A 15,425-nucleotide genomic window follows, 5' to 3' on the forward strand; every position below is an offset into this window, starting at 1 on the left:
CATGTAACGGTGATAACCGTCATTACCTCACAAATGTTTAGTAATGAGAACTAAAATTGAAACCATATTCGTCAATTCATTATCACTATCTCACACCACCCGATAGTTCTCTGAAGATAACTCCCCAACTACTCATTTCAACGTTCAAAATCTATTTAATTGAAAATGATTATAACTTTTAGTTATTTAAAAATCAACCGTTTTTTAAACTTTTAGCATGTGCCAAGACTAAATCAATGCGTTCTGAAATATTCCCTAAATCATTTTCAGCATTCGTCCATGATTTCAGCTCGTCACGACTAAAGTGATCACTTACCTCGGATCGCTGATAAATCAACTCTAAAAAGTCTACGTGCTGTTCGATAGCGGTCATGGCACTTTCGTAGACCAACTCATGGGCTGTTTGTTTGCCAATTACCGTGCCCAATTCAAACATGATCTTTTCCGCAAATGGTAGTCCACCCTGGAGCTCAATATTATGCTTCATTTGCGCTTCATTTACATTGAAGTCATTAATAATATGGGTCGCATTCACCAATTGTGCATCCAAATAATTCGTGATTTGCGGCAGAGCAACCCACTCACTCCGCCAGTGAATTGCATCCCGTTCACCGTCAAATAACATTGACTGATGAATTAAGGCCACATTGCTAAATACCGGCTGAGTTAAACTAGCCAAGCCTTCCAGAAGTGCCGGGTTCCGCTTCTGCGGCATCGTTGATGATCCAATTTCTCCTTTTTTGAAAGGCTCGGTAACCTCATTTACCTCAGTTTTCATCAAATTGAATAATTCGTGCCCAATTTTACCCAGCGTCCCCGAATAAATTCCCAAAACAGAGGCAATTTCAGAAAACCGGTCGCGCGATGACTGCCATGAAATATTAGGAACGTTCAAATCTAGGGCCTTAAGAACCCGCTTTTCAATTTCAGGACCATACCCGTTAAAAGCGGCATACGTCCCAACTGCACCACTAATACTCCCGACGAACACTTGGTGATTAATGAGTTCGTTTAGACGTTCTTGGCTTCGCAGAGCTTCATCCAGCCAGACCGCCAACTTAAATCCAAAGGTAATCGGAATCGCCTGAATACCATGGGTTCGACCAATCATCGGCGTATTACGATACTTTTCGGTTTGTTTCGTCAGCGCCGCAATCAATGCCTCACTATGTTTATAGAGCACATCAAACGCTTGCTTAGTTTGCAACATAATACCGGTATCCACAATGTCTTGTGTCGTGGCGCCAAAATGGACGTACTCGCCGGATTCTTCACCTGCCAAAGTTTGCAAAGTATGAATTAGCGCGATCAAAGAATGCATCTTTTCCGCACTTTCTTTTACAATCGCATCCAAGTCAAAATTCTTAATATCCGCAATCGATGCAATTTTATCGCCAGCTTCCTTGGGAATCACACCCAGTTCTCCCTCAACCTTTGATAAAGTCCCTTCAACAGCTAATTGCGCCTTAATTTTATTTTCGTCGCTCCAAATTTCACGAATCGCAGGGGTACTAAAATTACCCTGCATTAATTGTGAATCAAGTACACTTGCCATTACACTATTACTCCTTGCCTAATTCTGCCAACAACCGTTTTGCATTGTAGTAATACCACTTAACACCTGGAATTAACCCTTCATCGTCTAACCGTAAGTCTGAATGGTGCCAATCCGAATTACCATGACTCCCTACAAAAGCAAACACACTTGGTATCTTCTGACTAAAGTAGGCAAAATCTTCCCCGGCATTTGATGGTTCTGGTTTAACAACCGTCAAATGCTTACTTGTTTCATCAACCACCCATTTAGTCAGTTGCGGATCATTATCGACAACATCGGGGCCTTCGATCCATTCAATTTCAACATCAACACCGTACGAAGCTGCCTGACCATTCACAATTTCATAAAATCGTTTCTTGGCGGTTTTACGTGCTTCACCATCAAAAGTCCGGACGGTTCCTTCAAACCAAGCTTCTTCGGGTAAAACGTTCCACGTGGAACCACCTTCAATATGGGTAATTGAAACAACCGCTGTTTTTTGAGGATTTTCATTGCGGCTCACAATAGTTTGAATAGCATTTACCGTTCCTGACAGTGCGATAATGGGATCCTTCCCAAATTGTGGCATTGCCGCGTGAGTTCCAATTCCCTTAAAGGTCACCTTAAATTGATCTACGGCGGCCATTAATCCACCGGGGAGTAAGCCAATCTCACCAACGCCTAAATCAGGCTTATTGTGAAACCCAATAATGGCATCAATCCCGTCAGCGCCACCAGCAGCATCTACTTCTTGGGCACCCACGTGTGTTTCTTCGGCCGGCTGGAAAACCAATCGAATCGTTCCCTTTAACGAATCCTTTTCCTGTGCCAACACTTCAGCGGCTCCTAGTAGAGACGTGATGTGAAAATCATGACCACAAGCATGCATCACTCCATCATTGACGGATGCGTATGGTAATCCAGTCGCTTCTTTAATCGGGAGTGCATCGATATCCGACCGCAATCCAACCACTGGCTTGCCCTGACCAATTTCCGCAATCACGCCAGTATTTAACTTTTCAGGCGTAATAATTCGATACCCTAACTTAGTCAGATAGTTCGTAATATACTTAGTCGTTTCAAATTCTTGATCTGATAGTTCTGGATGCTGATGAATATAATGCCGAACCTCAACCACTTTATCCTTTAACTGTGTAAATGTTGCTTCGTCTGCCACGCTTAACGTCTCCCTTATTTTTCGATTTCTACTTTTTCTAGTGAATTTACAAATGTACTAATTCGACCGGGTTGATCACCGGATAATAACTCTTTTGCAGGACCCTGATCCAAAATTTCGCCGTCTTCAATGAAAACGGCCTGGTCCGCAATTTGTCGAGCAAACTCCATTTCATGTGTGACCAGCACCATCGTAATATGCTCCCGCGCCAATGCCGCAATCGTCTGCAAGACGCTCTCCACCAACTCTGGATCGAGCGCGGACGTTGGTTCATCAAGCAAGATTACCTTCGGCCTGACGGCAATCGCTCGAGCAATTGATACCCGTTGTTGCTGCCCACCAGAAAGTGTCACTGGGTACTGATGTGCCACTTGGCCCAGACCAACCTGTTCCAAAACTTCTTGCGCGCGTTGTCTGGCGGCTGCTTTTGGTAATTGACCATTTAAAATTAATGGAGCAGCTACGTTTTCCAGTGCGGTTTTATTTTTAAAAAGATTAAATTGTTGGAATACCATCGCAGAATTCTGGCGCACCTGGGCAATAACTTGCTTGCTAATGTGCCCCGCTTCAGCGACCGATCCATTGACCTCGACAGAACCTTCACTAGGTTCTTGAAGTAAATTTAACGTCCGTAAAAGTGTCGTCTTCCCCGAACCACTGGGGCCCACAAACGCCGTTACTGTGCCTTCTTCAACTTCCAAATTAATTTGTTTCAAAACTGGTTTCTGTCCGATGTTCACGGACAGGTTTTTCACTTTGATCAACGACATGTGCAACCCTCCTATATGGTTTTTGTAGCGCATTTTCTAAGATACTTTGAAGCCATGTATAAATAATAATGATAATCCAGTAAATTACCCCGACGGCTAAATACGTTTCAAAATACTTAAACGAATCACCGGCAAGCATTTTACCGTCCGCAAATAGTTCGGTTAGTCCCAAAGCAAACGCAAGCGACGTCTCTTTGATCAAACTGACAAATGTATTTCCCGTGGCAGGCAATGCGTTCACAGTTGCCTGTGGTAATACAACATGGAAAAATAGCTTCGAGCGTTTAATGTTTAATGACTGACCCGCTTCAATCTGACCATCATCGACAGAACCAATAGCGGCTCGAAAGATTTCTGCAAGGTATGATGACTGTTTAAATCCAAGTCCGACGATGGCCGCCACTAGTGCGGGGATACCACGAAAAACTGGAAAAATTTGTGGTAATCCGTAATAGATAATAAACAGTTGCACTAGGGTTGGCATACCACGAAAAAGTGAAATATAGAACCGGGCAAACCAACGCAATGGGGTTACCTTAGTGAGCTCAAACGATGTCAAAACCATGCCTAACACAATCGCCAATACCATTGAGACGACTGCCATCAATAGCGTAATTGGAACGTATGGAATTAATTGTGCAAATAGACTTAAAAAGTATGAAAAATCGAAATTCATTTATTGCTCCCCCTTTGTCGTATCATAGCCAAAGTATTTAATAGCCAATTTCTTGATCTGACCGTCCTTTTTCAATACTTTCAGTTCCTTGTTAAATTTCTTTTGTAATGCTTTACCATGTGCATTTTTCTTAAATGGAAAAGCCACTTGTGTATCCGAAGCTTGGCCCTTAACTACCCGCCATGGTAATTTTTTCTGATTAATCGTTGCTTTTAGCACTGGAATCGTGTTGACAACGCCTTCGACATGCCCACTATTAAGTGCTTGATACATTTCGTCACGAGTATCATAGGTTTTAATATTAATTTTTGAATCATAATCCTTAAGTGCGGTTGTATTTTCAGACGCGACTACAGCTCCCACCGTTTTGCCTTCCAAACTCTTTAATGTTTTATAGTTTGATGACTTAAGCACCGCTACTGAGGTGGCATAGTGATTATATGGTGTCGAATACGTAAACTTCTTCTTCCGATCTGCTGTCACAGCAAAGTTCTGTGAGAGCGTGTCAACCTTGCCACTATCAAGCTGACCCATTAACCCACTAAAGTCACTTGTCACAAACTTAACCTTATATCCAAGCCTTTTAGCGACTAATTTGGTAATCTCAACATCGAATCCAACAAGCTTATCGCCTTTCTTAAACGACGTTGGAAAACTTTCACCGGTGGTTCCTACCTTCAGTATTTTTTGAGCAGCAAATGCTGGACTTGCCAATGAGATAACACTGGCTAGTGCCGCAATAAATAGGGTTAGTTTGAAAAATACTTTGGTCCATCCTTGTCTTCTAGTCATTCACTAATTCCTCCAATACTGACTGTAGGTACTGATCTTGCACCTGCTTAACCTGTTTCTCATCTAGCGCTTTGACCAAGTACAACGTCTGATGATCTGGAAATTTTCTCACAACATCTACTTTTTGAAATCCGAGTTTTTCATACGCTTTACTCAACCAAGGATGTTCGAGTGCCGTTCCCAAACTAACCGCCGGTGCCTGTAATTCTTTTTGAATATAATTTTCAATCACCCAATTGATCAGGTGTTTGGCCCGCCCCTGGTGTTGATAACGCGGATTAGTGGCCACCCAACCAAGATGAGGGAGTGCAAATGGACCAGGGTTATCAGCCCATGGCAGTCTTACGGACACCGTCGCAACAAAGTCACCATTCTCTTCAATTACGAAAGTCGGTTTCGTTTTGATATGACTCGCAACCGTTGCCTCTTCAATGGTTGCTGCTCCAAAATGAATTCCTAATGCAACATCCGCCGCATATGCTTGATGAAGTAGAGCGGTTAGTTTCTTTGCGTCACCCGGATCATTTAATCGTTTAATTGCCATGCCTGATTACCCTCTTTGATTGTTATTCTTTTGTTGTATCGTAGCCGTAATATTTCTTAGAAATTTTAGTCAACGTACCGTCTTTACGCATTTTGTTGATTTCTTTTGTAAATTGTTTTTGTAATTTTTTTCCATGTGCATCGTCTTTAAATGGTAATGCAATCTTGTTCACCTTAGCCGATCCCTTAACAACCTTCCAATCAAGGCCCTTTTCCTTAATTGTGGCCTCTAAAATTGGTCGGGTATTCACCATGCCGGAAACATGACCGCTATTGAGGGCTGAGTAAGCCTGATCCCGTGATTCATAGGTTTTAATAATAATTTTCTTGTCATATTTTTTCAGTGCATCAATATTGTTTGATCCCATCACTGCTGCGACTTTATGACCTTCTAGATCCTTCAGATTCTTAAATTTTGATCCCTTTTGCACCGCTACAGCCGTTGCATCATAGCTGTAGACCGATGTGAAGAGGTACTTATCACTACGTTGCTTCGTAATCGCGACATCGTTAGCCACTGAATCAATCTTGCCATTATCAATCGAACCAAAGAGACCATCAAAATCGGCTGTCACCCATTTAGTTTTATATCCCAACCGCTTAGCCGCCGTATTAGCAACATCCACGTCAAAGCCCGTTAACTTGTCATTCTTTTTAAACGACGTTGGAAAACTCGTTCCAGTAGCCCCAAAAGTAACCGTCTTTTTGGATGCCTGTGCATTTTGTTGTGGCGCCAGCACGAAAAACGCCGTCACTGCTGAAATTCCTAAAATAATTGATCCTAGTCCTAAACGCTTCTTACTCATTATCCAAAACCCCTTAATGTTTGATATGTAATTTAGATTGATCCGTGATGACTCACATTTTCGACGAAAAAAGGCGCCCCCGTCGCTGTCTATTTCTAGACAAGGACGGAAGCGTCTTCCGTGTTACCACCTTAATTCGAATAACCCTCACAAGCTATTCCTTCTCGGGTACTCACTGGCAGTCGAAAAGGACTACTAGTTTCAAACCCCAACTCTGTAACGGGAGTACCCGACACCACCTAACTAAATCGCTCGGCAATGAGAACTGCTTATGAGACCATCTTCGATTGCTAACTACTATCATCTCTCACCAAATGATGACTCTCTGGAAAGCAGTATCACAATTTACTCATCTCTGCGTTCATCTAAACGTATCAATCTGTTTACGCAATTATTAAGTATTAATTAGAAAATGTCAACAGTTTTTAAGATTATGATGAGTGAATTTTCATAATAAACTTACGAAATGTAAGCTACAAACGTTGATATCACATTGTTTTGGTATTTGAATTAACATGTTAAAAAATTTTTTTATTTTATGGCCTCAACTAGTTGTGAAACCGTTTGATTGGTGCTTCGCACAATTTTTTCTACTTGCGCACTTTGCGCTCCTATTGCACGTTGTAACTTATCTATAATTTTTTCTTGCGGCAATGGATTGGCGGGTGACCCCAGCGGATCGTCCACCTCAGACACAATCGACGCCCCATTCACGAATACTTCCAACCTTGCGGGTCGTGAAGTGACTGATCCCTGTGGCAAATCATTGGTTCGTGAAAAAATTTCGATGTCTGTATAAAATTGTGACTCAATTGGAAGGGCAGCAAATTTTTGATCATCAACATCCCCGTGGTTCAATACTTGCCACACAATATACTCAATTGAGAACTTTCCCTGCTGTCCAGTTTGAGGCCGTGGTTGATTAAGTACTCGATCACCATTTTGGGGATAATGAATGACGATTTTTTGACAGTCTTTCCACTGAATTCCTTTTTGCCACAGATCTACTGCCGCATCATAGCCAGAAATTGCGGCTGAACAAAATTGGTGCTGCTTAAACCACAGACCTGGTGTTTGGATTTGAGCTGGTTTTAACCAAGTTTGGCGCCAATTAGTTGCATTAACCTCGAGGTCACCGATAACTTTAAACCAGCCGTTGCGGTTGTTAAATGGATCTTCACTCGTAGTAAGTCCCGCTTGGACAATCTGATAAGCAGTCACAGCATTGCGAGCTGCTAGTCCTGCATGTAACGGTTTATTATCAGTGCCAGCTTGGAATAACATTCCCGCCGTCTGACTAGCTGCGACAGACAAAATCGCCACTGTGTTTTCAACCGATAATCGTTTAAAAATACTAATTGCAGCCGCAGACGCAATACTCCCGATTGTCGCCGTTGAATGCCAGCCACTAACTGCATGATGCGGATTGAGTAACCGGCCAAATTGGCCGGCCACCTCGACACCCTGAATGTACGCCCAGAGGAGATCTTCAATTTGGTCTGTCGGTGCAGCAATCGCAAACAATGCTGAAAAAATCGTCACACTGGGATGCCCACGAAAGTTAGGTTGAACATCATCGTAGTCGAGATAGTGTCCCTGAAACCCATTAATCAGTGCGGCCCGTTCGGCTGTGGTTGTCACCGACTGGCTGAGAATTTCAGTGTCGCCACCTTCGATTTTAAGCTGTTCAACCAAGCGTTGAACGGCTACTTCTCGATCCGCTAGTTTCAAGCTGGCTAGATAATCAATTAAGGCTGATCGGGCAATTTGGAAAAGCTCACCGGAATCTTCAGGTTGAGCTTGATGCAAAAGCGTTGCGAGTGTTTTGGTTACTGTTGCGATAGTTTATCCCCTCCATTAATTTTACTGTGGTAATTCAATCCCATACTTTTCACTTAATAGATCGCCCAAAAATTCAGCTAAGTGTTCATGAGCATATACATTAGTTTCTTCTTCGGCCGCTGGGTTGTAGTTAGTATTAGTGTTCACATCGTACACGTAAGTTTTGCCAGTCGCATCTTCCACCCATTCAACAGCCGCGACGTCGATACCAGCATGTTGTAAGAATAATTCATATGCTTCTCGCTGACGATTCGGTAACGGGGTGGTAATTTGAAACTTACTCGATGTTTCGAGCTGTTCATGCCCCTGTCCAATTTGACACTCATCTGCCGGACACAACTGGAACCCATCCGAAACTAATTCAAAAACACATGTATGCTACTCCTCCAGCTTTACTTCTATTCACTCTTTTTCCCACTTAAACCTAAAGAATCCCTTCGCCCGCTCTAAATTATTTAGAGCAAGGACGAAAGGATTCCTTCGTGTTACCACCTTGATTTAAGTAGCTCTCACAAACTACCTCTTAATGAGTACACCATTTCACAATGGAGATACCCTGACTCGGTAACGAAAGTCTTCTCGTTGTCGTTTTACCAATGTTCAACGACAATTATTTTCATTTAGACCATCTTCAACTCGCACTCATTATGTCTTTCACCAACCGATACTTCTCTTCAAAATGTGTGCCAAATTTACTCATCTAAACTAATTACAATCATAATTTCTCTTAAATTTATCGCTTTTTTGAGTACACAAAAGGATCTCCAGTCGTTTACTTGTTTTTCAGAACTTTCCCACACAGGAAATCATACACATGTTCACACGATTTCTCCGTAAAAATCCCAGTCAAAAACTAAAGATCCCATCTTTTTTCTACTATATTAATAAATTGCTTTAGATTTTGCCCAACGCCTGTTCCAAATCATCAATCAAGTCATCTGCATTTTCGATCCCGATTGAAAGACGGACAAGGTCTGGCGTGATTCCAGTTAATTTCAGTTCTTCTTCATTTAGTTGTGCGTGTGTCGTTGAAGCAGGATGGATGATCAAGGAATGCGCATCCCCGACGTTAGCCAACAGTGAGAACAGGTTCAAGTTTTCAATCAGCTTCTTACCAGCTGCTTCGCCACCTTTTAGACCAATCGTGAAGATCGAACCAACCCCCTTGGGGAAGTACTTGTCAGCTAATGGCTTATACTTGCTACCTTCGAGTTCTGGATAATTGACCCACGCAACCTTGGGATGGTTAGTCAGATATTTGACAATCTTGCGCGTATTTTCCACGTGCCGTTCTACCCGCAGCGATAGGCTTTCGAGACCTTGAATCAAGAGGAATGAGTTGAATGGACTGATTGTCCCACCCAAGTCACGCAACGATTGTGCACGAACCTTGGTCGTGAAGGCTCCACCCTTTAAGGTATTCCAAACTAACCCGTTGTATTGTGGGTCCGGTGTGGTAAAGCCAGGGTAACGGCCGCTAGCAGCGTAGTCGAACTTACCGTTTTCAACGATCACGCCTCCCATTGTGGTCCCGTGGCCACCGATGAACTTCGTGGCTGAGTGAACGACCACGTCAGCACCATGGTCCAATGGTTGTACCAAGTATGGTGAGCCAAAGGTGTTATCGACGATCAAAATCAAGCCGTTATCATGTGCGACCTTAGCCACGGCCTCAAAATCAATCAGGTTAATACCGGGGTTCCCGATGCTTTCAATGTAGAGGGCCTTAGTCTTGTCATTAATCTCTTTGGCAAAGTTTTGTGGATCGTCAGGATCAACGAAGTGGGTGGTAATGCCCAGCTTTTTCAAAGTAACGTTGAAGAGATCGAATGTGCCACCATACAGAGTGCTGGCAGCGACGATTTCATCCCCTTGATCGGCAATGTTCAAAATCGCGGCTGAGATCGCAGCTGAACCAGTTGCCAAGGCCACACCGGCAGTCCCATTTTCAAGAGCGGCAACCCGAGCTTCCAATACAGAAGTCGTGGGGTTGGTTAGCCGAGTGTAAATATTGCCGGCATCCGTCAGGGCGAAACGACCAGCGGCTTGCGCGGCATCCTTAAAGACGTATGACGTCGTTTGGTAAATTGGAACCGCCCGTGCACCAGTTTCATCAACCGTTTGGCCAGCCGTCACTTGTAAGGTTTCGAAATGTAAATCTTTGTTTTCACTCATAATTAAATTCCTCCGTTTTGATTATCGTTGTGTTTGATTTCATTCTTAAATTAAATTCGTTGGGTTTATTGTTTAGGTTGAGCAGATTAATTAGCAACAACACCGTTGCATCTCTGCCAATCCTCCAGCATATTCATAAGATTTCAATTTCATCACTACCACGCTCCTACTCGCTTTGGCTGACTAAATTCCAATAAAAAAGCGTCCCTTACCCGCCAATTATGACAGGTAAGGGACGCATGATCGTGTTACCACCCTTGTTCGTGCACGAATGCACCTCAACGATACCATCAGATATCTGGGAAGTTAACGGTTCCTACCGTTCGCCAAGCGTGAACCTGACGACACACTATTCGAGCTCATCTTCACTACGTTGACGATGTCCTTTCACACCACCCGGACTCTCTTGCTTCGCCTTCAATAGCTACTCTTCTCGATGCATTGAAATTATTGTCGTTTGAATTGAAACCAATTCTAATCTAATTTTAATTATTGTCAAGCTATTTTTTAATTTTTCTTTTCATCCACTTCTCGCCGCTCCGTTGCTGAAGTTTAACTTTGTGAAAAATAATCAAGTCGTCCGTTGTAATTGTGAATTCACAATGTGCAAAAAATATTTTTCAGCATTATTTGAATGGCGCTATTTGGCAACGATTACTACCAAACGGGCATTTGTGAACTTGTCACTTTTTCACAAGCAATTTTCGCCCCTTGGCAAGTGAAAAATACATGGTATTCTATTTTTAATTACATTTGAATCAAAGGGGAACCATCATGTCAGAAAATAAACGTTACGGCGCAGATGCCATTGTTGAAAGTCTCATTAATCACCAAGTTAAATATGTCTTTGGAATTCCGGGTGCCAAAATTGATCGTCTATTTGACCTCCTAGATCATCCCAAGGACCCTAATTCACCACAAATGATCGTGACTCGTCACGAACAAAATGCTGGTTTTCTGGCCTCCGGAATTGGCCGGATTACCGGCAAGCCCGGTGTCGTCATCACGACTTCTGGTCCCGGTGCCAGCAACCTAGCGACGCCGGTCGTGACCGCCACGGCAGAAGGAGATCCCATGGTTGCCATCTCTGGTCAGGTGCAACGTAAAGACCTCTTCCGGTTAACCCACCAAAGCATGGCGAACAAGGAACTTTTCTCCACGATTTCTAAGTACAGTGCCGAAGTTGGCGACGCTGAAAATCTCTCCGAAGTCATCGCTAACGCCTTCCAATCGGCCACGCAAGGCAAGCAAGGCGCCGCATTTGTCAGCATTCCACAAGATGTTGATGATAGTGTCGTCGACTCACCCGCCCTTGCCCCACTTGCTGAACCAAAGCTTGGTTCAGCGGATAAAGCTTCAATTGCGGAACTAGTACGCCGAATCAAAACGGCTCAGCTCCCCGTCTTGTTGGTCGGAATGCGGGCTTCATCACCAGAAGTGACCGCCGCAATCCGCAAACTCGTGAAGACAGCTAAAATTCCGGTTGTTGAAACATTTCAGGGTGCTGGTATCATCTCCGAAGACCTCGAACAAAACTACTTCTTCGGCCGGGTCGGTCTCTTCCGGAATCAACCCGGTGATAAACTTCTGAAGCACGCCGATCTTGTCGTCACGGTCGGTTATGACGCTATCGAATACGAACCCCGGAACTGGAACGCTGAACAAGATGCCGTGATCACGGTCATCGATACAGAAGCACCACAACTGGATAAGCATTTCCAGCCAACAACCGAGCTGATTGGTGATATCGCCGCAACCGTGGATCAACTTGATGAAGAACTGGGCAGTTACGAACCTTCAAAGGGGTCACAACACTACCTACAAACACTCCACGAAGAAATTGAAGCCGACCAAAAACAAACACCACCCGCTGGTGTTGGCAACACCAACCATCCGTTGGCCGTAATTCAAGCCCTACAGGCCCGGGTCGATAACAAAATGACCGTTTCCGTCGACGTCGGTAGCCACTACATCTGGATGGCTCGTCACTTCCGGAGCTACGAACCACGCCACTTACTTTTCAGTAATGGTATGCAAACGCTCGGCGTTGCTTTGCCATGGTCCATCTCAGCCGCACTTCTACGGCCCAACGCTAAATCCGTTTCCGTTTCCGGTGACGCCGGCTTCCTCTTTACCGGTCAAGAACTTGAAACGGCGGTCCGGCTAGGACTCAACACCGTCCACATTATCTGGAACGATGGCTACTATGACATGGTGAAGTTCCAAGAAGAAATGAAATACGGTCGTAATGCCGCCGTTACCTTTGGCCCCGTGGACTACGTGAAGTACGCTGAAAGCTTTGGCGCAACTGGCTTACGCGTTGAAACACCCGATCAGCTTGAAGACGTCCTCGACCAAGCCTTCAGTACAAGCGGCCCCATCGTTGTCGACATTCCGATCGACTACTCTCACAACCCAGAATTGGGTAAAACACTCTTACCCGATCAATTCTAATTCATTCAAAAAGTACCGGTCATGATCCGTCAAAGATTATCGCCGGTACTTTTTCGTTAGTGTCGATGCTGAGTCACATCATCACTTGTGACTCCCACAAACTGCTGGCAAATTTGCATCAAAGTACACATTCTCTCATTTTTCATTTGTCAGTATCACGTCTACTATCACCGTTACAGGTAACTAAATTTAAATTAAATTAAAAAACACTCACCATTTTCTCAAACTTCTATTCCCAACCACTACCGCAATGCTTATACTGGGGTTAAGCGCTTTTACCACGCACCGGTCACGCCGGTTAACACTTGGAAAGAAGGATTTTTTGCATGCCGAATACTAAACCCAGCCTCTTGAAGGATCTCAATCATAACTACGACGGGCTCCAGCCCAATCCCATTCGTATCTTCGATGCCGAAGCTAGTAAGATTGACGGCGTTCTTAAGCTATCACTTGGAGAGCCTGATTTTAACGTCCCTGAACATATCAAGCAGGCCGCCATCAATGCCATTACGACTAACCAGTCCCACTACGGTCCATCGAACGGTTGGCCAGTTGTCCGTCAAGCAGCCGCAGATTTTTTGAAGGACCGCTACAATCTGGATTACAACCCTGATACTGAAATTGCACTGACTGTTGGCGCTACCGAAGGGCTTCATAGCTTTTTGGATACTATCTTAAATCCTGGTGATAAGGTCCTCATGCCTAGCCCAACGTTCTCGCTATACGATCAACTGATCCGAATTAATGGGGCCGAACCGGTTTACATTAATACTGAAAGTTCCGGTTTCGTTTTAACACCAGAACAACTGCAACACGCCATTGATGAAAATGGGGCCGCGGTTAAAGCCATCCTGTTGAATTTTCCTTCCAACCCCACCGGTGTTACTTACAATGCCGCTCAGGTCAAGGCGATCGCGGACGTTGTTCGTAAAACCGATCTAATCGTTATCTCCGACGAAATCTACTCCGAGTTAACCTACGATGCGCCCCACGCCTCATTTGCCGGCGAATTACCTGAACAAACACTGTTAATCAACGGTGTTTCAAAGTCCCACGCCATGACGGGATGGCGAATTGGAATCGCTGCTGGTCCGGCCGACCTCATGAAACGGGTCAGCCTGGCCCACGCATTCAACGTCACCTCAGCTTCCAATCCCGAACTGTACGCAGCGGCTGAAGCACTCTCGACAGAAGCTGGCCGCCAAGATACCCTCAAAATGAAGGCCGAATACATCAAACGTCGAGACTTCGTGGTCGAAGCCATGACTAAGCTCGGCTTCAAAATTGCGAACCCTTCTGGGGCTTTCTACGTCTTCGCTAAAATCCCTGCCGGTTACATTCAAGATGACAATGAATTCTGTTACGACCTCGTCCGTAAGAATAAATTAGCCTTGATCGCTGGAAGCGGCTTTGGTCCCGGTGGCGAACACTACATCCGTCTGAGCTATGCCGCTTCAATGGACGACTTAAAGGAAGCCATGAAGCGTCTTACTGCTTATATCAATGAAAACAAACCAGCATAATTGTTTCATGTGAAACATAACAGGTATCTCCATAAAAGGTCTGAGAAAACGAGTGATTTTCTTAGATCTTTTTTCATGCGGTGAAAATAGAGGTTCAACACGTCCTGATTCCCCAAAATTTGATTCTTAAATTAATACCACTCGTGCGGTAATATCCACCACTTATTGACCTTTGCAAGACACACCGATCAGTCGTTGCTATACTAACTTCCAAATTAATCATACTGGAGGTTCCATGCATGGCACTATTAAGCGCTAATCACTTAAAGAAATCTTTTGGAAAGAAAATTGCAGTAAAAGATATCAGTCTACAAATTGATCCAGGTAAATTCATCGCCCTTCTTGGGCCAAACGGTGCGGGTAAATCGACAACAATTAGTATGCTGATTGGCACACTTGCCCCCGATAGTGGCAATATTAATTTCGACGCCAAAATTCCCAATGCACAAAACTACCATCGTCATATTGGCGTTGTTTTTCAGGAAAGCGTCCTTGATGGTCAATTAACCGTTCGCCAAAATTTAACTTTTCGCGCCAAAATGTACAAAAATATCACAACACACCGCGTCGAAGATGTTCTCAACGAGTTTCAGCTATTAACTGTCGCTGACCAGAAATACCAAACGCTTTCTGGCGGGCAACGACGTCGTGTAGATATTGCACGGGCAATCCTACACCGTCCAGCACTCCTTTTTTTAGATGAGCCTTCAACAGGGCTAGACATTCAGACGAGAAATATGATCTGGCAAATTCTCAATCGGCTGCGCCAAAATGAGCATCTTACTATTGTCCTGACAACTCACTACCTTGAAGAAGCTGAAAATGCCGATTTCGTCTACATTATTGACGATGGTCACGTCATTGCCGCCGATACCATCCCCAAATTAAAAGCTACTTACGCGCCGACACGACTTACTTTAATCACAAGCACCCCAGATCTCGTTCGCAAAAATTTACCTGCTGATTTGCCGATTACCAGAACAAAAACAGGCCTAAGCATTGCACTATCCAATTCAATGGCCAGTATTCCCATCCTAAAATTAATTCGACCGTTAATTAGTAGCTTTGAACTTAGAAATGGAACCGTTGATGATATTTTTCTAACACTCACCGGAAAGGAAATTCGATAA

The 15,425-nt window shown here is 44.0% G+C and carries 12 protein-coding genes, 1 pseudogene and 1 other annotated feature (1 of these 14 running past the window's edge); of the genes and pseudogenes, 3 read left to right on the forward strand and 10 right to left on the reverse strand.

Features of this window, described 5'->3' with window-relative positions:
* Nucleotides 1–148 (reverse strand) — a binding site (T-box leader); it reaches 94 nt to the left of the window's first position.
* A gap of 45 nt (nt 149–193) precedes the next feature.
* The 10 genes and pseudogenes from FC26_RS07450 to FC26_RS07495 form a co-directional block, all read right to left on the reverse strand.
* Nucleotides 194–1,555: a class-II fumarase/aspartase family protein gene (locus FC26_RS07450; protein WP_057779285.1), complete on the reverse strand. Its 1,362-nt coding sequence runs from the start codon at nt 1,553–1,555 to the stop codon at nt 194–196.
* A gap of 7 nt (nt 1,556–1,562) precedes the next feature.
* Nucleotides 1,563–2,714 carry an amidohydrolase gene (locus tag FC26_RS07455; protein WP_083483780.1) on the reverse strand — a complete coding sequence of 384 codons (1,152 nt, stop codon included), beginning with the start codon at nt 2,712–2,714 and terminating at the stop codon, nt 1,563–1,565.
* A 14-nt stretch (nt 2,715–2,728) separates the two neighbouring features.
* Entirely contained in the window at nt 2,729–3,484 is a 756-nt protein-coding gene (locus tag FC26_RS07460; RefSeq protein WP_057779289.1) for an amino acid ABC transporter ATP-binding protein, read from the reverse strand.
* A complete protein-coding gene (locus FC26_RS07465; RefSeq protein WP_057779291.1) occupies nt 3,417–4,160 on the reverse strand; it encodes an amino acid ABC transporter permease in 744 nt (247 codons plus the stop codon). Before FC26_RS07465 ends, FC26_RS07460 begins: the two co-directional genes overlap by 68 nt.
* Entirely contained in the window at nt 4,161–4,952 is a 792-nt protein-coding gene (locus tag FC26_RS07470; protein ID WP_057779293.1) for a transporter substrate-binding domain-containing protein, read from the reverse strand.
* Nucleotides 4,945–5,496: a GNAT family N-acetyltransferase gene (locus FC26_RS07475; RefSeq protein ID WP_057779295.1), complete on the reverse strand. Its 552-nt coding sequence runs from the start codon at nt 5,494–5,496 to the stop codon at nt 4,945–4,947. Before FC26_RS07475 ends, FC26_RS07470 begins: the two co-directional genes overlap by 8 nt.
* Before the next feature lie 22 nt (nt 5,497–5,518).
* A complete protein-coding gene (locus FC26_RS07480) occupies nt 5,519–6,301 on the reverse strand; it encodes a transporter substrate-binding domain-containing protein (protein WP_057779297.1) in 783 nt (260 codons plus the stop codon).
* A 531-nt stretch (nt 6,302–6,832) separates the two neighbouring features.
* On the reverse strand, nt 6,833–8,143 hold the full coding sequence (locus tag FC26_RS07485) for an MmgE/PrpD family protein (RefSeq protein ID WP_083483781.1): 1,311 nt from the start codon (nt 8,141–8,143) through the stop codon (nt 6,833–6,835).
* A gap of 21 nt (nt 8,144–8,164) precedes the next feature.
* Nucleotides 8,165–8,497: pseudogene (locus FC26_RS07490) on the reverse strand (ATP-grasp domain-containing protein); the annotation flags it as partial.
* 540 nt (nt 8,498–9,037) lie between these two features.
* Entirely contained in the window at nt 9,038–10,318 is a 1,281-nt protein-coding gene (locus tag FC26_RS07495) for an O-acetylhomoserine aminocarboxypropyltransferase/cysteine synthase family protein (RefSeq protein WP_057779302.1), read from the reverse strand.
* A 774-nt stretch (nt 10,319–11,092) separates the two neighbouring features.
* On the opposite strand from FC26_RS07495, the gene alsS reads away from it, so the two are divergent.
* The 3 genes from alsS to FC26_RS07510 all read left to right on the forward strand — a co-directional run bounded on the left by alsS (nt 11,093) and on the right by FC26_RS07510 (nt 15,425).
* Entirely contained in the window at nt 11,093–12,772 is a 1,680-nt protein-coding gene (alsS, locus tag FC26_RS07500) for an acetolactate synthase AlsS (protein WP_057779304.1), read from the forward strand.
* Nucleotides 12,773–13,098: 326 nt separating this feature from the next.
* Nucleotides 13,099–14,295: an aminotransferase class I/II-fold pyridoxal phosphate-dependent enzyme gene (locus tag FC26_RS07505; protein WP_057779306.1), complete on the forward strand. Its 1,197-nt coding sequence runs from the start codon at nt 13,099–13,101 to the stop codon at nt 14,293–14,295.
* A gap of 239 nt (nt 14,296–14,534) precedes the next feature.
* Complete coding sequence (locus FC26_RS07510) at nt 14,535–15,425, forward strand: ABC transporter ATP-binding protein (protein ID WP_057779309.1); 891 nt, start codon at nt 14,535–14,537, stop codon at nt 15,423–15,425.

It is taken from the genome of Paucilactobacillus vaccinostercus DSM 20634 (genome assembly GCF_001436295.1).
Lineage (GTDB): Bacteria > Bacillota > Bacilli > Lactobacillales > Lactobacillaceae > Paucilactobacillus > Paucilactobacillus vaccinostercus.